This is a genomic window from Blautia sp. HCP3S3_B11 (genome assembly GCF_052064435.1).
GTDB lineage: Bacteria > Bacillota > Clostridia > Lachnospirales > Lachnospiraceae > Blautia_A.
The window spans coordinates 51,764-72,495 of record NZ_JBQHVP010000005.1; the positions used below are offsets into that span (position 1 = coordinate 51,764).

At 40.5% G+C, this 20,732-nt stretch carries 19 protein-coding genes; 5 read left to right on the plus strand and 14 right to left on the minus strand.

The window, feature by feature from the left end; all coding sequences use genetic code 11:
• Positions 1-77: 77 nt before the first annotated feature.
• From ACTNC0_RS04965 to ACTNC0_RS05015, 11 genes are all read right to left on the minus strand, one after another.
• Entirely contained in the window at positions 78-557 is a 480-nt protein-coding gene (locus ACTNC0_RS04965; protein ID WP_118609284.1) for a YdcF family protein, read from the minus strand.
• Entirely contained in the window at positions 550-1,065 is a 516-nt protein-coding gene (locus ACTNC0_RS04970) for an SEC-C metal-binding domain-containing protein (RefSeq protein ID WP_117675072.1), read from the minus strand. The genes ACTNC0_RS04965 and ACTNC0_RS04970 overlap by 8 nt, the downstream gene beginning before the upstream one ends.
• A 142-nt stretch (positions 1,066-1,207) precedes the next feature.
• Positions 1,208-2,035, minus strand: a complete 828-nt coding sequence (locus ACTNC0_RS04975) for an HAD family hydrolase (RefSeq protein ID WP_441086552.1) — start codon at positions 2,033-2,035, stop codon at positions 1,208-1,210.
• 102 nt (positions 2,036-2,137) lie between these two features.
• On the minus strand, positions 2,138-3,418 hold the full coding sequence (locus tag ACTNC0_RS04980) for an adenylosuccinate synthase (protein WP_441086553.1): 1,281 nt from the start codon (positions 3,416-3,418) through the stop codon (positions 2,138-2,140).
• Positions 3,419-3,516: 98 nt separating this feature from the next.
• Positions 3,517-4,950 carry an adenylosuccinate lyase gene (gene purB, locus ACTNC0_RS04985; protein ID WP_441086555.1) on the minus strand — a complete coding sequence of 478 codons (1,434 nt, stop codon included), beginning with the start codon at positions 4,948-4,950 and terminating at the stop codon, positions 3,517-3,519.
• Positions 4,951-5,078: 128 nt separating this feature from the next.
• Positions 5,079-5,765, minus strand: coding sequence for an amino acid ABC transporter ATP-binding protein (locus ACTNC0_RS04990; RefSeq protein ID WP_441086556.1), 687 nt, complete (start codon positions 5,763-5,765; stop codon positions 5,079-5,081).
• 244 nt (positions 5,766-6,009) lie between these two features.
• The gene (locus ACTNC0_RS04995) at positions 6,010-6,660 is read right to left on the minus strand and encodes an amino acid ABC transporter permease (RefSeq protein WP_117675080.1); all 651 of its coding nucleotides are present in this window, start codon (positions 6,658-6,660) and stop codon (positions 6,010-6,012) included.
• A gap of 178 nt (positions 6,661-6,838) precedes the next feature.
• Entirely contained in the window at positions 6,839-7,729 is an 891-nt protein-coding gene (locus ACTNC0_RS05000; protein WP_178413239.1) for a transporter substrate-binding domain-containing protein, read from the minus strand.
• A 185-nt stretch (positions 7,730-7,914) separates the two neighbouring features.
• Positions 7,915-8,709, minus strand: a complete 795-nt coding sequence (locus ACTNC0_RS05005; protein ID WP_441086558.1) for a hypothetical protein — start codon at positions 8,707-8,709, stop codon at positions 7,915-7,917.
• 13 nt (positions 8,710-8,722) lie between these two features.
• Positions 8,723-9,970, minus strand: coding sequence for a DUF5716 family protein (locus tag ACTNC0_RS05010; RefSeq protein WP_441086559.1), 1,248 nt, complete (start codon positions 9,968-9,970; stop codon positions 8,723-8,725).
• Positions 9,954-13,541: a DUF5717 family protein gene (locus tag ACTNC0_RS05015; protein WP_441086561.1), complete on the minus strand. Its 3,588-nt coding sequence runs from the start codon at positions 13,539-13,541 to the stop codon at positions 9,954-9,956. The genes ACTNC0_RS05010 and ACTNC0_RS05015 overlap by 17 nt, the downstream gene beginning before the upstream one ends.
• 393 nt (positions 13,542-13,934) lie before the next feature.
• Here ACTNC0_RS05015 and ACTNC0_RS05020 point away from each other — a divergent pair, with 393 nt between their 5' ends.
• The 3 genes from ACTNC0_RS05020 (at position 13,935) to ACTNC0_RS05030 (ending at position 15,807) form a co-directional block, all read left to right on the plus strand.
• A complete protein-coding gene (locus ACTNC0_RS05020; RefSeq protein ID WP_441086562.1) occupies positions 13,935-14,741 on the plus strand; it encodes a transglutaminase domain-containing protein in 807 nt (268 codons plus the stop codon).
• A 76-nt stretch (positions 14,742-14,817) separates the two neighbouring features.
• On the plus strand, positions 14,818-15,099 hold the full coding sequence (locus ACTNC0_RS05025) for a sugar diacid recognition domain-containing protein (protein WP_441086563.1): 282 nt from the start codon (positions 14,818-14,820) through the stop codon (positions 15,097-15,099).
• A 75-nt stretch (positions 15,100-15,174) separates the two neighbouring features.
• Positions 15,175-15,807, plus strand: a complete 633-nt coding sequence (locus tag ACTNC0_RS05030) for a PucR family transcriptional regulator (RefSeq protein ID WP_441086564.1) — start codon at positions 15,175-15,177, stop codon at positions 15,805-15,807.
• A gap of 33 nt (positions 15,808-15,840) precedes the next feature.
• On the opposite strand, the gene ACTNC0_RS05035 is transcribed toward ACTNC0_RS05030, so the two are convergent.
• From ACTNC0_RS05035 to ACTNC0_RS05045, 3 genes are all read right to left on the minus strand, one after another.
• Entirely contained in the window at positions 15,841-16,986 is a 1,146-nt protein-coding gene (locus tag ACTNC0_RS05035; RefSeq protein WP_441086565.1) for a glycerate kinase family protein, read from the minus strand.
• 318 nt (positions 16,987-17,304) lie between these two features.
• Entirely contained in the window at positions 17,305-17,445 is a 141-nt protein-coding gene (locus ACTNC0_RS05040; protein ID WP_441086566.1) for a hypothetical protein, read from the minus strand.
• A 299-nt stretch (positions 17,446-17,744) separates the two neighbouring features.
• On the minus strand, positions 17,745-18,794 hold the full coding sequence (locus ACTNC0_RS05045; protein WP_441086567.1) for an NAD(P)H-dependent flavin oxidoreductase: 1,050 nt from the start codon (positions 18,792-18,794) through the stop codon (positions 17,745-17,747).
• A gap of 311 nt (positions 18,795-19,105) precedes the next feature.
• Between ACTNC0_RS05045 and bioB the strand changes: the two genes are divergently transcribed.
• Both bioB and ACTNC0_RS05055 read left to right on the plus strand, forming a co-directional pair.
• A complete protein-coding gene (gene bioB / locus ACTNC0_RS05050) occupies positions 19,106-20,074 on the plus strand; it encodes a biotin synthase BioB (protein ID WP_441086568.1) in 969 nt (322 codons plus the stop codon).
• Positions 20,075-20,159: 85 nt separating this feature from the next.
• Positions 20,160-20,705 (plus strand): biotin transporter BioY, encoded by a 546-nt coding sequence (locus tag ACTNC0_RS05055; protein WP_441086569.1) that lies wholly within the window; start codon positions 20,160-20,162, stop codon positions 20,703-20,705.
• Positions 20,706-20,732 lie beyond the last annotated feature (27 nt).

Here is a 20,732-nt window from a genome sequence, read left to right on the forward strand (position 1 = left end):
AATATCATTTTATGACGTTTTTCAATTAACTATTACACTGTTTTTTCCGTATTATTTTATCTCTGAATTTTCTAAATTCACATATTTCCCATTATTTTATCTTTTATAATTGCCAGAATTTCCCTTGGAATATATATCAGTAGTCTCCAGGAACGGTATCTGGAAGGAATCGGGTAAATTTCTTTGCATCCACATTTTCTGCCGATAGCTGTTCCGCGAAATACATGAAAGTTATTCGTGACAACTCCTACTGAATGATCCAGACCAATCAATGCCAGACTGAATCTCAGGTTCTCTGTCGTACTGGTGGATTTTTCTTCTAAGATCAGACGGTCTCTGGCAATTCCATGCTCTGTCAGGTAATTACACATTGCCTGAGCTTCCGTAATTGCTTCTCCCTCACCTTTTCCACCTGATAAGACAGCTTTCGTATCAGGATTCTCTTCCAGATATTGCAAAGCCCTCCTGGTGCGTTCCAGAAGGGCTAATGTAAGCCGGGTGCCTTCTACATGGGCACCAAGCACGATAATATATTCCAGATTCGGATGCTTACGCATTCTTTCCGCAGCAGTATTTATATTTTTTACCGCTTCCGCATGGACACGGATCGTTACGTCCGATTTTCTTAGCTTTTACAACTGTTCCTGATTTCTTCTGTTCAAGATACAGTTCTTTTCTCTTCTCAGGTGTAAAAATTGCATCCCACTGTGGCAGTTCATACAGCCAGTCAGCTCTTGCATCTACCATGTTCTTGTAAAGAAGTTCTTTGTCGAAACACAGAGAAACTTTTGTGTTCTCATCCATTGTCTCGATCGGGTTCGGGATCTTTAAACTGTCATTGATTCCATCAAGGAAACCAACCATTGTCAGAACTTCCTGTCCATATTTCTCAGCCAGTTCTTTAACTGTACCGGTTACTACTTCGTCCGGATTAGTAAGAAGCTGCTCATAAATTCCTTTTTCAATATTAAAATAATTTGCCCAAAATCTCTGAAGTTTATTACGGTCTGCCTGCTGATCATAGGCGATGGAACGCCACTGCTCTAAGATTGTTTTATCGCTCATTTCCTTTAATCCTCTTTTCCAATATTTCATAGGTATTATGCCTGTGTGGAAACATATGGAAAATTTTCCTCTCACAAGCTTTATTATTATACCATCTTTTTCATAAAAATACAAACCATATTCTTTGTATTTTTGGTGAATTTTATTTCACGCCCAGCTTCTCCAGTTCTACAGCTGCCTGTTTGAAAGACTCAAACTGAATCGCATGAATTCCCTGTTTACGTGCTGCTTCACAATTTTCTTTTCTGTCATCCAGAAATACAGATTTCTGCGGTTCAAGATTATAACGTTTGATGAGTGTCTGATAGATATCTGGCTCCGGTTTGATCTGTTTGACCTGGCAGGAGAATACTGCTCCGTCTACATATTTGAGAAATGTAAGTTCTTCCTCTGTTTTCTCCAGTGTATAAGTTGCATAGTTTGAAAGAATATAGACATGATATCCCTTATCTTTCAGATATCGTACCCAGGTTTCCGCATAATCCATTCTCTCAATTGTTTCACCGGAGCGGCGCATTACTTCACGGATATCATCTGCATATTCCGGTGCATCTTTTATCATCTTATCCACGTAATACTGCTCATCTTCACTGCTTCTGTCTCTTTCATTCCAGGTTTCACTCTCAAAAACCGCCTTCGCAATCTTATCTCTTTTCTCTTTCGGAAATCCAAAACTGTCCAGATATTTTTCCCATTCAAATTTTACAAGAACTTTACCTACATCAAAAATAATATTTTCCATATCAGATTCCACCACTTTCTTATTTTTATTCAATAGCTTATACACCATCCATATTGCATAGGCAAGTATGGGAACCATGATAGCCACTGCAAGAGAGGCTTTAAAATAGTTCTGGGAATTCTCCCCGCTTACAAATGCAAAAAACATTGGTAAACAGCAGGCAAGAAGCAGGATTACAATTGCAATCCATGCACCTGCTTTCTTTAATTTATTATTATCTTTCTTCATAATCCTCCTGATTTATTTCAAACAAATACAGACAATCCTCTTTTGCCACATATCTCTGTATAAAATACACGCCGGAGAACCTCCCCGGCGTATAGTCATTTTTTATTTATTTCTGTAAATAATATCGTCACGTCCCGGACCATTAGAAATCATTGTAATCGGGAATCCGATATGTTCCTCTACGAACTCAACATATTTTCTGCAGTTCTCCGGGAGATCTTCATATTTCTTGATTCCACGGATATCGCATTTCCATCCTGGAAGAGTTTCCAGAACTGGTTTTGCTTTCTCAAGCAGTGTAGTAGTCGGGAACTCTGTAGTTACTTTACCGTCGATCTCATATCCTGTGCATACCGGAATCTCATCAAGGTATCCAAGAACATCCAGAACTGTGAAAGCAACATCTGTTGTTCCCTGAAGACGGCAGCCGTATTTAGAAGCAACGCAGTCAAACCATCCCATACGTCTCGGACGACCTGTAGTAGCGCCGAATTCACCGCCGTCACCACCGCGTCTTCTCAGTTCATCTGCTTCTTCACCAAAGATCTCAGAAACGAATGCACCTGCTCCTACTGCACTTGAGTATGCTTTACATACAGTAACAATCTGTTTGATCTCGTATGGTGGAAGACCAGCTCCTACTGCACCGTATCCTGCCAGAGTGGAGGAAGAAGTAACCATCGGATAAATTCCGTGATCCGGGTCTTTCAGAGAACCAAGCTGTCCCTCAAGAAGTACTTCCTTACCTTCTTTTAATGCGTTCCACAGATACAAGGAAACATCACACACATATGGCTCAACCATTTTCTTATATTCCATCAGTTCTGCAAACAGTTCATCCACATTAAGGAGTGGTTTGTGATATAAATGCTCAAGAAGAATATTCTTTGTTTCGCATACACTTGTAAGTTTTTCTTTCAGATGTTCTTCATCAAAAAGTTCGCTTACCTGGAAACCGATTTTTGCATATTTGTCAGAATAGAAAGGAGCAATACCGGATTTAGTAGATCCAAAAGATTTACCACCCAGACGCTCTTCTTCATACTGGTCAAAAAGGATATGATATGGCATAACCATCTGTGCTCTCTCGGAGATAAGAATCTTCGGAGCCGGAACACCTCTGCTTACTACTTCATTGTACTCTTTGAAAAATACCGGAATATTCAGTGCAACACCGTTTCCGATCACGCTTGTAGTGTGATTGTAGAATACACCTGATGGCAGAGTATGAAGAGCAAATTTACCATAGTTATTTACGATTGTATGGCCTGCGTTTGCACCACCCTGAAATCTTACGATAATATCAGCTTTTTCAGCGAGCATATCGGTAATCTTACCTTTACCTTCGTCTCCCCAGTTAGCACCAACAACTGCTTTTACCATTATATATTTTCCTCCTGTTTTTTGCACAACAGCACCGGGGTCATACAGATCCCGGCACAGCAACATTTTATCTTTTTTATTACGATCGTGTCTATATATCAGACATTAATCTCAGCTTTAACTCCCAGAAGTTCTTTATGGGAATTCAGAATCGGCCGAACTACTTCATTCACAAATCTCTCAGTCTGCTCTTTGGCACGTCCGATGTATTTCTTAGGATCCATGGACTTCTGAAGATCTTCCAGAGAAAGGTTGAATGCAGGATCTGCTGCGATCAGTTCGAGCAGATTGTTATCCTTACCCTCTACTTTTACAGTCTTACCTGCTTCCATAGAAAGCTCACGGATACGCTCATGAAGTTCCTGACGGTCACCACCTGCTTTTACAGCGTCCATCATGATATTCTCTGTAGCCATAAACGGAAGCTCAGCCATCATGTGTTTCTCGATAACCTTCGGGTAAACAACCAGTCCGTCTACAACATTCAGACAGAGATCCAGAATTCCGTCGATTGCAAGAAATCCTTCTGGAATGCTCAGGCGCTTGTTTGCAGAGTCATCCAGAGTTCTCTCAAACCACTGAGTAGCGGATGTGATAGCCGGATTAAGGGCATCTACCATAACATAACGTGAAAGGGACGCAATACGCTCACTTCTCATCGGATTTCTCTTATAAGCCATTGCAGAAGATCCGATCTGGGATTTTTCAAATGGTTCTTCTACTTCTTTCAGATGCTGGAGAAGACGGATATCATTTGACATCTTGTGCGCACTTGCTGCGATTCCTGCAAGAATATTAGCCACACGAGTGTCTACCTTACGGGAGTATGTCTGTCCGGATACCGGATAGCATTCCTTGAATCCCATCTTCTTCGCGATCATCGGATCAATCTTATCGATAGTCTCCTGATCTCCGTCAAAGAGTTCCAGGAAACTTGCCTGTGTTCCGGTTGTTCCCTTAGATCCGAGAAGTTTCATTGTTCCAAGAACATACTCCAGATCCTCCAGGTCAAGAAGAAATTCCTGTGTCCAGAGTGTTGCACGTTTACCGACTGTTGTCGGCTGTGCAGGCTGGAAATGTGTGAAAGCCAGAGTCGGCTGTTCTTTATATTTATCAGCGAAAGCAGAAAGTTCAGCAATAACATTGACCAGTTTCTTGCGAACAAGCTTTAATGCCTCTGTCATTACAATAATATCTGTATTATCACCTACATAACAGGAGGTTGCTCCCAGATGGATGATTCCTTTTGCCTTAGGGCACTGTACACCGTATGCATATACGTGAGACATAACATCATGACGTACCTGACGTTCACGTTCTCTGGCAACGTCATAGTTGATATCCTCTGCATGTGCTTTCAGTTCATCGATCTGCTCCTGTGTAATGTTAAGACCAAGCTCTTTCTCTGTCTCGGCAAGTGCGATCCAGAGTTTTCTCCATGTGCGGAATTTCATATCCGGAGAAAAAATATACTGCATTTCTTTGCTGGCATAACGTTCTGATAAAGGACTTACATATCTGTCTGTACTCATCTTCACTCTCCTGTTTCTTAATAGGATTTTTATCCTTTTTATTTCTCTTCAATACACAGCTTTAAGTTTTTTCACTGCGTACGTTGAAATTATATAACATCATTCTTCTAAAAGCAACCACAAAAAACTCATCCCTGATGGAATTTTCCAAGAAATTCTTTCATTCGGGCATGTTCTGACGCAAATACCTCCTGTGGACTTCCCTCAACAGCGATCAGTCCTTTATCCATGAAAATAATATGATCGGAAATATCTCTCGCAAATGTCATCTCATGGGTAACGATTACCATAGTAATGTGCTCTGCCGCCAGATCCTTGATAACTTTAAGAATCTCTCCTGTAAGCTCCGGATCAAGCGCCGATGTAGGCTCATCAAAAAACAGAATCTTTGGATTCATGCATAATGCACGCGCAATGGAAACTCGCTGCTGCTGTCCACCGGAAAGCTGGAATGGATATGCATTTTCTCTGTCGGCAAGCCCCATCTGTTTCAGCAGCACTCTTGCCTGCGCATATACTTCTTCTTTCTTTCTCTTCTGCACTCTGATCGGCGCATCTGTAATATTTTTTAATACGGAAAAGTGTGGAAAAAGATTGAAATTCTGGAATACCAGTCCCACATCTCCCTGCTTGACGATCTCACCACTATCCGGTGTTTCGAGTCCTGTTGCACAGCGAAGAAGTGTGGATTTACCGGAACCTGACGGACCGATAATACTTAATACTTCTCCCTCTTCTACCTGAAGCGAAATATCCTTTAACACTTCAAGACTTCCAAAACTCTTTTTTATGTGTTTCATTTCAAATAATACCATGTCAAGTATTCCTCTCAAATATGATACTTCGTTACTGTTCACTCGTAACTGTTCACACGCTACTATCCCGCGAGGTGTTTTGGCATGAAAATGCCAAAATTCCGAGACATACAAGCTAAAATTCCATTGCCGCAGGCAATTTGGAATGAATTTTGGCTACGTTACTGAGAACGGAGTGAACAGTAACGTTCACTCCGCGCCCGGTGATTCAGAAAGGTTTTCTGTGAACAGGTAAGCTTTCTGATCAGCGATAATAGTTTAACTTCTTCTCAATCTTATCCATCACGATTGCAACCAGAAGATTGAAGATAAAATAGAAAACTGCCGCGATCACAAATGGCATCATCGTTGTCTGCGCACTTGCGATCTGCTTTGCAATCGTAAACATTTCGGCGACCGCCACAACGAAAGCTAAGGACGTATCCTTTACCAATGTGATAACCTCATTTGTCACAGACGGAAGAATTCTCTTTATCACCTGCGGCAGAATAATTCTGAAGAAAGTCTGTACCTTACTGTATCCAAGAATCTTCGCAGCCTCATACTGTCCTGCTGAGATAGATTCGATTCCACCTCTGTAGATTTCTGCAAAATATGCAGCATAGTTGATACTAAACGCGATAAATACAGCGATCAGGCTGTATCCCATAGAAATACGGATTCCAAAAATAAAATACGGTCCGAAATATACAACCATCAACTGCAACATTAACGGCGTTCCTCTCATAACAGATATGTAGGCAGACACGATCCCACGAATCACCGGATTCTTAGCCATTCTGCCAAAGCAGATCAGAAGTCCCAGTGGAAGTGAAAAAATCAATGTCACTACAAAGATCTCCACAGAAACTACCATACCACTGGCAAGCTGCTGCAGCATTACACTTAAAGACATATCTTTTCCTCCTAAGAAATTTCTCCTGTACAGTAAGAAAAGAGGGTGCACAAAATGTACCCTCCATTCCTTTTATAATACAGACAGCTCTGTACAAGTCTGTCCTCTTGTATCTTTATCAGCTACCATTCACTCCGTAAACAATCGCCTCTATCATTCACTTCATGAAAAATATTTTTTATTCAGCATCTTCTGCTGTATCTTCTTCAGAAGTCTCAGCCTCAGAAGTATCTTCCTCTGCTGCATCATCTTTCTTGTCTGCGGATTCTTCGTCATCACTTCCAATACAAAGCATATCTGCAACTTCGTATTTCTCTGCCAGTTTGTCAACTTCGCCAGCGTCATAAAGTTTAAGAACTTCAGCCCATACAGTGTCTTTCAGTTCATCATTGCCTTTTTTGAAGCCGATTCCGTACTGCTCGCTCTGGATTGGCTCATCAAGGATTACGTATTTACCTTCTTCTCTCTGAGAAAGCTGATATTTGGCAACACCGATGTCAACTGCAATCGCATCTGCCGCACCGGAATCCAGATTCATAAATGCTGTATTATAATCAGGGTTCTCTGTCAGTGATCCAAAGCTTGCTGTCAGATCTTTATTATCATCGCTGTTTAAAGCATCCAGTGCTGCGGAAGCTGCCTGAACAACAACATTCTTGCCTGCCAGATCGTCTAATTTCTCAATCTTAGAATCAGCAGCTACAACCATAACCTGTTCATTATTCAGATATGGATCAGACCATGTATAATCATCTTCACGTCCATTAATTGTGAATCCATTCCAGATACAGTCGATAGAACCAGAATTCAGCTCCATATCCTTAGAATCCCAGTTGATTGGTTTCTTTACAAGTTCCCATCCAAGATTGTCACATACTTCCTGTGCAAGATCGAGGTCGAAACCAACATAATCTCCATTATCGTCTTTATATCCGAAAGGAGGATACTCTGCGTCAAATCCTACAGTTAATGTCTTGCTGTCAGCATCTGCATATACAGAAACAACGCCTGTCATCATAGAAGCTGCCATAACTCCTGCCATGAGTACTGCTAAAGATCTCTTTTTCATGATAAATATCTCCTCTTCATCTGTTTTGTCATTTACCACACAGCCACTCTACCATGTGAAAGTATGTTTTAATCCTAACACACCCATCCACTCCTGTCAAGCGCAAGTTACTGACACTTTTCATTATCTTACCTTACATCATTATTGTACAAAGGATGATTCTCAGTCATTGAAAGCACTGCCTGTCACGATCCCGTACTTCTGTGATATTCTTTCATAAGTTTCTCCAGAAGTGCATCCAGATTCTCTTCATCTATCTTCTTCTCGGGTACACTTGCAAACGTCTTCATAGACTCCTGGATTTCCTCTTTGATATCTTTCTTTACTTTATCATCCACGCCAAGTTCTTCCATGACTTTATCATAGTCCGTCTTATCGTGAATGCTGGCATACGCTGTCACATACGCCTTCAGCACTTCTGCCGACTGGCTCTCTTTATATGCCTGTAAAAAACATTCCTGTGCCTTCTCCATCTGGAAAAGATAGCTGTACGCACAGCCAAGGTTATATCTCACTGCAGCCGAAAAACCTTTTCTCTGCTGATTCAGGTCATCTCTTTCCAGAATCTTCTGGTACACCTGGATTGCATTTACATACATTCCATTCTCTACCAGAGCATCTCCTTTTCTCTTCTGCCGGACTGCCTGGCGTTCTTTTCCAAAATCTGCAAGACAGATGTTAAAACTCTTCATCTCTTCGTATGTCAGATAATTGATTTCTTTGAAAATCGGATAAACCATATCTTCTATACTTACATTTCTCTCCAGATTCTGTTTCAGCTTCGCTGCCAGATGTGGAAGTTCCAGTTCGTCCCGGATCCAGCTGCATAATTCTTCATTAAATATCGTATGGTCAGCCAGGTAAAGATTATGATAAAGATAATAGCACAGTTCCTCTATAGAATAGATATTCATACTGATGTTTTCTATATAATAAGGACGTTCTGCTTTTTTTGTCTGGCATAAAATATATCCGCTCATTCGTCCATCTCCTTTACCATTCCACTGTCTCTGTCCAGGTCTTACCGTTGGAAGGGAACAATTCTCCAAATCCCAGATCGGTTACTGTCACTTTACATTCTGTTGCTGAAATATACTGTAATTCCAGCAACAGTCTGGTCGTTTTATTCGGGCGCAAAGGAATACCAGGCAGCATCATACCTACTTTTCTCTTCTCCGGTCTGTCATAAGTGCTTACCGTAAACACCAGTTCCTCTGTATCATCAAGAATAATTTCGCAAGATGATTTACTGTCATACCAGTTATTTCCGGCCTCGATCATCGGATAATATGTCGGAGATCCCATTACTCTCATTTCCATTCCGACATCGGCCATCACAAGGTTATCACTTAAAAAACGATAACCTTTCAATGCCTTATTTTCCGTTCTCTCTTTGCCGGCAGAGCACGCTCCTTTTGCAAAAAGATTATTTCCATAGAAAACTTTTCGCTTCTGATAACATAACAGTCTGACAGACTGCTCTGCCCAGTCCTGGGAAAATCCCTCTCCTGTGATCTGAATACTGGAGAACAAATCTTTTCCCAGTGTTTTCTGGACGAATTTACAGAATTCAGAATCTCTTTCCTGTCCGTCAACAGGAAGTGTTGTTTCCACAGCCTCTTCCAGTTTCACAGTCACCGGTTTTGTCGCACCATTCATCGTCATCTTACGGAAAGATACGCTGTCCGGTTTAAATGCATACCAGGCAACACTGCGGTTCCATGTTTCTCTTTTCTGGGATAACACATAGTAATAGAAACTTTCCCCGTAATCCAGAAGCATATATTTCTCATGTGGAAATCCCAGCGATTCAAATGCCTTCTGGAAATTCTCTACCTGAATCTCTGTCAGATGAGGCAGTGTCACTGCTACACATTTTATATTCTTGACCAGCTCTGCTACTCCAAGAAACTTAAGCATTCCCTGCAAAAACTGTGCAAGAATTTCCCATGGTGCAAGCTTTCTTCCTTCTGACAATACGAAATCTTTTTTCTCGCAGATTCCATAGACATCATCAATCATGACTCCGCCCTTTTCGCGGGCAAAGTATTCAGCCTCCAAACCCACACAGTAATCCTTCTGTTCAGGTCTGTAACATACACAGCTTGGGGCTTCATACTGATTTCCACCAGCCTTCATGGAAAGAGATCTTGCCTCATCTCCCTTGCGGTCATAATAACATATCTGAGAATATTCTTTACCAAAATCAATTCCAACGATTAAATCACGAATTTCGTTCATCTGTTCCTCCTGGTTTCAGGGTTATCTGTTCCTGTTCTTCTTTTTCGATCACGAACATATTCTGTACGTACTGTTCCTGGCGAAGATAATTCTTTACCTGAGAAAGCACTTCCTTACTCTTATCCAGTCTTCGTGCAGAAAGCATCTGGTTAATCATATGATACTTGCTCACAGGAGCACCCTCAATCTTACTCATAGTGATCACGCGTTCCTGTGTTTCATTTACCTGATCTCCCACTTCTGATCTGAAATAATATCTCAGAGTTTCGCCATAAAACAAAGTAAACGCCTTCGCAAAAATACCTTCATACAGATTGCGGAGCGGCTCTGTCTGGTATTTCACCTGATTTCCAAGCCCTGCATCAAGTGCATAATATAAGGTTACTTTTGCAGATGGGTCTGCATGATACTCCACAAAAGTCTTGTCATCCAGCTGATATGGACTGAGAATAGATACCGGAAGCTTCTTAAAGAACGCAAAGTACATATCTTTTTTTATACATTCCTGCAGGATTTCTCTGGCATTTTCCAGCTGTTTTTCTTCCAGGTTCTTCTCCTTTGAATATGCCTCCAACAGTGCAAGACTGCATACAAAGTCAACCGGACTCTTTTGTTCATATGCATTCTCCAGCTGACTTCTCACGAAAATGCTCATTGGATATTCTCTTACAAATGTTCCAAATGCCACCTGTGTAAGATATGCCCCTGCTATGTTTTCTTTTCCGCTGTGATGTACGTAATCTTCAAAGACTTTCTCTCCTTCTTTACGATAATCAGCTGTAAACATCAGTAACTGAAGGAGTTTTTCCTCAAGCTCATACGTATCCATCTCGAAGCCCTGTGCACTTTTCCAGACAGATATCAGCTCATCTATCGGACCATATCTGTAATCCATCAGATATTTCAGAATCACTTCGTCATATTTTCCATGTCTGTAAACATCAGATGCAAGTGCAATCAGTTCATCATCCTCTTTCATCTCACATCGTGTCAGCATTCTGCTGATAAGCTTCAACTGACTTTCTACGCGGATTCCCTCGTATCCAAATTTAGAAACTACCACCATTGCCTGCTGATACAGTCCCTTTGCGATCAGCACTTCCAGAAGCCCTGTTCTGTCCACCTGGGCATATTTTTCGTAATCCATTTCTCTCAGATACTCATCCGTCACATCATCTTTGATATGTTCTGAATAGTAAGAAAGTAGTTTCTCTCTGACAGCTCTCTTATATTCGTCTGAGAATTCCTCTGTATCCGGAATCTTCTGGAATGCTTTCAGATTATCCTGATTGACTTCGGTATTCTCACTGCAGTGAAGCACCAGTCCCGGTTCTTCTATATCAAAGGCAAGAACCTTATCTATCAATTCCCGTTCATCAAACAGTTTCTTGATATTATAATCTACTGTTGAAGCATATCGTCTCTGGTTTGCGTCTTGAAACAGGATCACAGCATCATCCGTATAAATTCTCGGATATGCCACACCCTGCATACATGGATAGATTTCTTCTGTCCGAAGCTGCTCATGACGTACGATTACATATCGTATTTTCTTGTCATCACAGTAAAGTCTATTCGTAAACATCTTTCCGGCAATCAGAGAGGCCTGTCCCTCTGTTTTTGGATTACTTAAAAATTCCTGATAAAGAACCGCATAGTTCTCATTCATCTTTCCTTCTTTTGCCTTACGCATGGCAAAGACCTTCATGTGATCGCTGTAATCCGCATATGTCTGTGGCTGACGTCCTCTGTTACCCACGATACTTGCATAAATAAATGCTTTTTTATCATCACCAAGTGATGTGTTATTATATGCGAAATACATCAATAGAGGTTTCGGGAGTTCTCTTTGATAGGAAGTGTCCATAGTCTCCACATAATACTCATATAATCTCGTCAGGCGGATTCCCTTCTCCACTGCCAGTGAAAACCATCTGAAATACTCTTGTTTTCTTGGGTTTCCAAGCATGATATATCTGCAGATAGCTTCCAGGGTATCATCTGATTCAAAAGCATCATAACCCATCGCCAGTGCTCTGTACATACTTGTGTTAAACTCTCTCTCATATCCTGTAAGATAGGCAAATCTCATCACAAGTTCTTCTGTCAGAAGACCTTTCTCTCCTGCAAACAAGAACACCTGTGTCCAGAAACTGCTCATCCTGTGAAGAAGTGAAGTATCACTGCTGATGTAATTCCATGCTTTCAGATACAGGAAAGGACTTCTGCATCCCTTCTCAAAAAGTTCTTCCATCATAAATACAAGTCTTGATGAAGAACCTTTCTCTTCAACAGTTATTTCCTGCCAGAGTTTAAAGAGCAGGAAACTATCCTCTTTCTGTAAAAAGAAGCTGCGCAGACGTCTTGCCGCCTGTTCTCTGTCTTTATGCAATCTGGTAAGAACGCAAAGGTAGAGATATACTCCTGCCAGTTCCAGATTTTCTCTGGAAAAATTCTGGTGTTTAAATTTCTTAAGGATTTCCTTTGCCTGTTCTTCCTCTCCTTCCATATGAAAAATATATGCTTCATACATCTGGTATTCCGGATAATCACAGCCCTCTTCCTTCAGCTGATTAAGTACAAATCTGCTGCTGCCGATCCAGGTCTTACCATCCATTCTCTTACAAGAATATTCCAACAGATCCCGCATCAGTTCCAGCTTGTGGCGTTTGACATGAATCTCTGTCTTAAGCTGCACCTGCGGCTCCATTGATGCGGTGATCTGATAGACCAGCTGCTGATAAGGACTCTTTACAATGATCTCACCAAACTGGCATCCTTTTTTGAGTTTCTCTTTGTGTATCACATATTCTACCTGATAGTAGCTGCCAATGAAATCTTCATCTGTAACCACATGTCTGGAAACTTCCAGAAAATCTCCCTTTGCCTCAACGTCCAGTCTGAGATGTCCCCATCCGTTCTTTCTTACAGCAAATGATTCACGTACAGATTCATTAATATCATAAAAGCTGTTATGGTCTGCCTTTAATTCAATTTTTACAGCTTCCTTCCTGCCCGTCGCAACAAGAAATTCCTCTACATTCTGAAATGTCACAGGCTGTTTGGAAAGTCCTTTATAAAGGGCTTTCTCCTTCCTGCCGACATCTTTTAAAAGAAATTCAAATTTATGATCTGTAAAAATACGATATGCCTCTTTAAAATCGTCTTTCGCAATATTGACAAACGTATCCATATCCGGTATTTCACCGGCTATGCTCTTAAGTTCTGTTTTCTCTGCCTGAATCACAAATGGAAGCTTATATTCTCCAATATTCGTAGTAAAACAAATCCATCCTTCGTGTCTCTCCCCAGGACACATTCCCATACCGTCAATCCCATACTGCAGTCTCACAGTCGTCCCCGAAAACTTCTCTGTTCCAGGTACAACACGCCTGTTGGAAGAAGTAATATATCCTCTGATCTTTTCGTTATCCTCTGTTCCGAAATACAGTTCTCCTTTATACACTTCTCCCGCTTTCAGCGTTACTTCTATCTTATCCTGTGAAAAAAGAAGCTGTGGCTGCTCATGTCTGAATTTTCCGCTTAATAGTTCTTCTATCGTCTTTTTCAAAATTGTCCACCTTATATCCTTGCTTAAATTACTAAGCTGCTGTTCGCTTTATGACCAATACATAGTTATTTCGAAAACGATGTACCAAGTAACGTCACAAAGCCTATTGCGTCTAATTATACACCACAAACTGTATCCGCGCAACAGCCCTCACCTTGGGATTTTCGTGAATAATTTTTATTCGTTACCGGATACACAGCAAATAGCAGCCGTTATTTTATTTATTATTGCACAAAGTCAAATCATCTTATATAATAGTTTATATCTTATAATTGAAACAGGCAATTCTTCTGAAAATATTACTTTTATCAGAAATAAATGTGTCAAAATGTCTGTTTCCTGCAAGCGGATGAATTGTCCGCTTAAATCATTTACTCAAAACGGAGGTGCTCTATGAAAAAGCTAAAAGTATTTTCTGTATCTGCAATTCTTATTGCTATCTGCTGCTCTCTTTTCTTTTCAGCTTCAGTTTTTGCAGCATCAAAATACCGCGACAAGTTTAACCGCAAACCCAGCGGAAATATCTACTACTATGATGAGTCCGGACATACCGTAAAGGGATTCGTTACGATCCGCGGAAAGAAATACTACTTTAATGAAAAAGGAATCCAGCAGAATGGCTGGCAGAAAATAAAAGGCGACTATTATTTCTTCCAGATTCGCAGCGGAAGTGCTGCTTCCATGGTAACTTCCCAGCGCGTCAATGGTATTTATCTTACCAAGAATGGAAAAGCACGTTATAACAGCGAAGAAAAGCGAAAACTGAATCTTATGGTCACTGCTAATCAGGTAATGCGTCACGTAACAACAAAAAATATGTCCAAACCGGAAAAATTATGGAGATGCTATCTGAAGGCTGTCAGCTACGGATACGGCGGAACCGGCAACGACTATGATTTCCGCTATTACTATTCAAACTGGGATGTCAGCTATGCAGAGGACATGTTCTATCGCGGTCATGGCGACTGCTTCGCTTTTGCATCCGCATTCGCTTACCTTGCAAATGCAGTTGGATTTGAAGCCAAAGTTATTTCCTCCGGCGGACATGGATGGGCAGAAATAAAAGGCGCAGTCTGTGATCCAAACTGGGCCAAAGGCACCGGAAATATCGAAAGATATTATCGAATGAGCTATGATCTAAGCGGAGTGGACGGACGCCCTTATTATAAGGGAAACAGAGCTTATGTAATTACAATCTAAGCATCAAAAAAGTTTCGGACAAACCTGTCGCCCAGGTTCTCCGAAACTTTTTATTATTAACAATGGAGATATCATTATGCAAATAAAAATAGACCAGTCACTTGCCATGCAGATCGTAAACACTGTTAAAGACGTCTGCGGACAGGATATAAATTTTATTGACCAATCCGGAATTATTTTTGCAAGTACAAATCCGAACAGAATTGGAACTTTTCATGAAATCGGTCAAAAATCCGCTGCCACCGGGAATACTATTGAGGTATCTTCCGATAACAGTTTCTATGGTAGCCAGAACGGCATTAATCTGCCAGTCTACCATAATCAGTCACTTCTCGCTGTTATCGGAATTACCGGATAACCAGACAATGTCAGAAAATATGCACATCTGGCAGAACGCATCACCAACCTTCTTGTACGTGAACAGGAACTTAATATGATCAGCCGTAACCAAAACGACAAAAGACAGTACATTATAGATTCTCTGATTCAAGTAAATACCAGATATAACATGGCTAACCTCTCTCTTCTGGAGCAAAAGGTAACGCAGATGTTTTCTATATTTCCACTGCCTCTGTATGCATTTCATTATCCAAATGAATATCTGGCAGTTGCAGACACTGCGCTTTTTGAAAAAAATTCGTTTATCTTAAAGCAATTTGCCGCAGATAATAAGGTACTTTTAAAAATTGCTGTAGGAAAAAGCACTTCTATTTACCAGCTTTCCGATTCTTACTCTTCTGCTCGCACTGCTTTAAAAAGCATTAATGATTCCACAGAGGATTTTGTAATGTTCGATGATTTTATGCTGGAAATCATTCTTTCCGGATTAGGTGAACAGGAAAAAAAAGAGTTCCTCTCCCAGACTATTGCAAGTCTCACAGAAGAAGAACTCAAAATTATCACTACTTATTTTGAACAGGATATGTCCCTGCACGACACCAGCGAACAATTATTTCTACATAAAAACACTCTCCAGTACAAGCTTAATCACATTTATAAGAAAACTGGGTTAAATCCACGTAAGTTTAAAGATGCGGTTCTTTTGTATCTGGCTGAAAAAATGTAATACATAATTACCACTACAATTGCACCGGAGTTCTTATTTTCTTCTTATGTTCATCAGACGAAATACCTGTTCCACAGTATCTGTCATGTTTGCTTTCGCGTTTTCAGATTTCATGGCTTCTTCTAGCGTTATTACCCCTCTGAGAATCGGGAAGAAGGCATCGATTCCATTCTGATTACATGCAACTGCCTCTTTTGTAACACTTCCTGCAAAAGCAATGACAGGAATGTCATGTTTTTTTGCAAGACGTGCTACTCCGACAGGAGCTTTTCCCATTGCGGTCTGTCCGTCTAATCTGCCTTCTCCTGTAATCACAATATCTGCATTTTCCATATATTTTTCCAGGCAAGTTTCTTCTAACACAATTTTAATTCCTGACTCCAGAACTGCATTTGTAAAGCTTAAGAATGCAAAGCCAAGTCCTCCTGCCGCGCCTGTTCCCGCCTGATTTGCATTGGCTTTTGTAAATTTTTTTTCAACCAGTTTGGCATAGTGTTTCAGCCAGTTATCCATCTGCATAATCATAGACGGAGTTGCACCCTTCTGTGGTCCATACACCGCACTGCAGCCATTCTCTCCACAAAGAATATTGGTGACATCACAGGCAACCCGGAACTCACATTCTGCCAGTTCAGGAAGTACATATTCATCTGTAATCTCTTCCAGTACCTCAAGTCCTCTTGCTCCAAAAGGAACCTGTTTTCCGTCTTTATCAAGGAATCCATATCCTAATGCCTGAAGCATTCCGACTCCACCATCATTGGTTGCACTGCCGCCAATTCCTATGATAAATCGTCTGCAGCCTTTGGCGATTGCATCTTTAATCACTTCACCAACTCCATAAGTTGTCGTGTAAAGCGGATTTCTTTTTTCATCCGGAACAAGGGTGATTCCCGCTGCTCCTGACATTTCAATTACTGCTGTATGGCTGCTTTCAATGATTCCATACTCACAATTTACCGGAGTTCCAAGAGGTCCTGTTACCATTACATTCTGTGCAACTCCACTCATACCGCTTACCAATGCCTCAACAGTTCCTTCTCCCCCATCTGCCAGAGGTCTTACTACGATTTCCGTATCCTGTCCATGAACTCTGCGGATTCCGTCAGCAATAGCATATCCAGCTTCCATGGAGCTTAAGCTTCCTTTTAAAGAATCGATTGCAATTACCGCTTTCATACTTCATCTTCTCCTTTTGCATTTCTTTGTGTACAATTTGTTTTGATGTACACAGTATAACTAATTTGGGCTTAAATTAATATGTTATGTCGAACATTTATTTTTTGATATTTTTATTTTATTGTTATTTGTACTATTTAAGCTTGTGAAATCACTCTCCATGATACAAAAAACTGACCAATGCCTCTATCACATTTAGCCAGTTTCCTTCAATTCCTTTGATAATATCTTACAGTCAAGACCAGACAGATTCCAAATTACTGTCTCACCAATCCTATTGTTTCCTATGATTCCTACTATCATGTCATGGAGTTCTTTTCATCCAATCAATACTTTCTTTCCCTGAAAAGCAAAACCGCAGCACCGTATTCTCTCCTGTTTTATCCCTCTTGCTTCCAGTTCACTAATATAATATTTATCCTGTATTTGTTTTTTTGCCGCTTTTACAGTGTCTTCCAATGTATGTTCTCCTGCTTCGCATACCTTAAATTCCAGTTTTATCTACAAGAAAGCAGTTATTTTCTCTGATGTATGCAAAATCCTGCGCTCCCAGGGATACCGTCTGTCTCAAAGTGATCACCTCCATTTGAAAATCATGTATCAGACAGACCTTTCGTATATCCGTTACTCATTTTATTTAGTTTAACATGAAGCAACAGGCAAAACAAGTTATCGTCAGTCTTTATAAATAAAATGTTACTGTTCACAGATAGTATCCCGATTTCCTGCATCGCGAAGCGTGTTACTGAGAACGCAGATTAAAACAACTCACTAATTACTTCCTGCACTGTCTCCAGCCGGTCTGCTTTCCATGCTTTCGCACCGCAGAACAACAATCCATCATCCACATTTCCTTTTACTGCATTGATCAGGCCATCTGTAATGCAGTATGGAATTTCTTTTGGGCTGCATTTTACCAGGCATCCATGACATGGGCTGTGTGGTATCTGTTCACCGCTCATCACACGTTTCATAAATTTGTTCATGATTGCACGTCCAGGCATTCCTACAGGGCTTTTTACAATGGCAATATCTTCTTTTCTGGCATTTAAGTGCGCTTCTTTGTACCGGATATCTGCATCACATTCTTCTGTTGTTATAAAACGGGTAGCTACCTGGACTCCATCCACTCCCAACGCAGCTACTTTCTGCACGTCTTCTTTATCGCAGATTCCACCAGCTACAATTACGGGAACTTCTGTCTGATATTTCTCCGCATAGGATTTTACTGTTGCAATTATTTTCTTTATCTCTTCTCTGTATGATTCTTCTGTATATTTTTCCAGTTCTTCTTTGTGAAACCCAAGATGACCGCCTGCCTGCGGTCCTTCAATCACTATCAGATCTGCAGTTCTTTTATATTTTCTGTCCCAGTATTTCAAAATTACTTTTGCAGATTTATCTGTAGAAACAATAGGTGCAATCTTTGTCTGACTGCCCTTGACCAGTTCCGGAAGTTCTGTAGGAAGTCCTGCACCGGATATAATGATATCTGCGCCTGCTTTTACAGCTGCTTTTACGTGGGATGCATATTCTTTCAATGCGACCATAATGTTATATCCTATGATTCCATCCGGTGAAATTACACGGGCTTTTTTCATCTCACTACCAATTGCCCTCTCATTAGCTGCTGCCGGATTTTTATCAAAATCTGCTTCTCTGTAACCGATCTGCGCCGTAGATATAACACCAACACCGCCTTCTTTCGCAACCGATCCGGCAAGTCTTCCCAAGCTGATGCCAACTCCCATTCCACCCTGAATCAGTGGAATTCTTGTGATTTTATCTCCTATTTTAAAATTCTTCATCTGTTTTCTCCTGTTCTTGTTTTGCTATTTTATTTGTCTTTAAAATATTTTGATATTCAAAGTATATCATAAATTCCATTCTTGTCAAGAAAAACTATTTAATATAGTTTTTAATACTATATATGTGTATTTCCGAATGTTCTTACATCATACTTCTCATATTATCAAATAAATCATAAAATGTAGAATTACTGTTCACTCCGTACCCAGCGCAGATCGTAAACCTTTTTTTTATATTCAGTTGACATTTTGTACTTTTATATGTTAAAGTAATATCCATACACAAAAATCGCAGGAAGGACATCACTATTATGAATTCTGAATTTTACGAAGAAGTACCTGGTCTCTCCAGAGAAGAGGCTATCGCCATTTTAAACACCCCGAATGATGAACTTGATACACTAATCGACCGCGCCAAAAACTTACGATATAAATATAAGGGAAACCGCGTAAGCATTCATATTCTTACCAATGCGCGCAGCGGAAATTGTTCACAGGATTGTGCTTACTGCGCACAGTCATGTCGTTCTACTGCAGATATTGATAAATATAAGTGGGTAAATGAGGACAAATTATATCAGGACAATGATTTTGTAAACAACTATCATTTATCCAGACATTGTATTGGTCTGAGCGGCATGAAATTTACAGATAAAGAAATCGAAGAACTTGCCCGCCGAATCCGCAAGATGAAGGAACATGGAACGCATCTTTGCTGCTCTATCGGTTTTCTGACAGAAAAGCAGGCAAAGATGCTCAAAGAAGCTGGTCTGGACCGAATAAACCATAACTTAAACAGTAGCCGTTCCTATTACCACAATATCTGCAGTACGCATACTTTTGAACAGCGCGTACAGAATATCCATATGCTTCAGAGACTTGGATTTGAAATCTGCAGCGGCGGCATCATTGGTATGGGAGAGAGCAAAGAAGATGTTGTTGATATGCTTCTTGAATTACGTGAAATACAGCCAGAAGCACTGCCAATTAACTTTCTTCTTCCAATTAAAGGAACCCCGCTTGGAGATGCCGATATTTCCATTCTGACAACAGAATATTGTATGAAAGTCCTCTGTCTTGCAAGGCTTCTCGTCCCGAAAGCAGATATCCGCTGTGCTGCCGGAAGGGAAGTTTATTTTAAAGATGAAGAAAAGAAATTACTCAGTGTCGTTGATTCCATCTTTGCTTCAGGCTATCTGACTGAAAAAGGTCAGGGAATTGAAGATACCCTGAAAACTATCACTGATGCAGGATTTACTTATGAGATTGAATCAGCATAACCTCTGTATCTTTCATCATCTAAAGTCAATCTGCTTATGTGATCCATATAAATCTTAATAATATTTTTAAGGAGAATTTTCTGACATGAACCAAGTTAAAAGTATTACCGTACCCCACAGCAAAACCTACGATATAACCATGACCGCACTGATGGCGGCCGTTACCTGTATTCTTGCCCCACTGTCTATTCCAATCGGCCCGGTTCCGATCTCATTCACTAATCTGGCAATATATCTGTCTCTGTATCTTCTTGGATGGAAAAAGGGAACCGTCAGTTATCTGATCTATCTGTTAATGGGGCTCGTGGGACTTCCGGTATTTTCCGGATTCACTGGCGGTCCTGCGAAGCTGGCAGGTCCTACAGGTGGATATATCATTGGATTTATCATCATGGCAGTCATTGCCGGACTGGTTATAGATAACTGTCACAAATCATGGATACAATTTGTTGGTATGATTGTCGGAACTATTATATGTTATCTTTTTGGAACAATATGGTTCTGTATCGTTGCAGATTACACTTTTAAAGCCGCTCTTGCAGTCTGTGTAATCCCATTTATTCCTGCCGATCTGGTAAAAATGATTATTGCTATGATTATCGGACCGATGATAAAGAAAAGAATCCGATAATATAAAAAGCGACCATACAAAAATGTA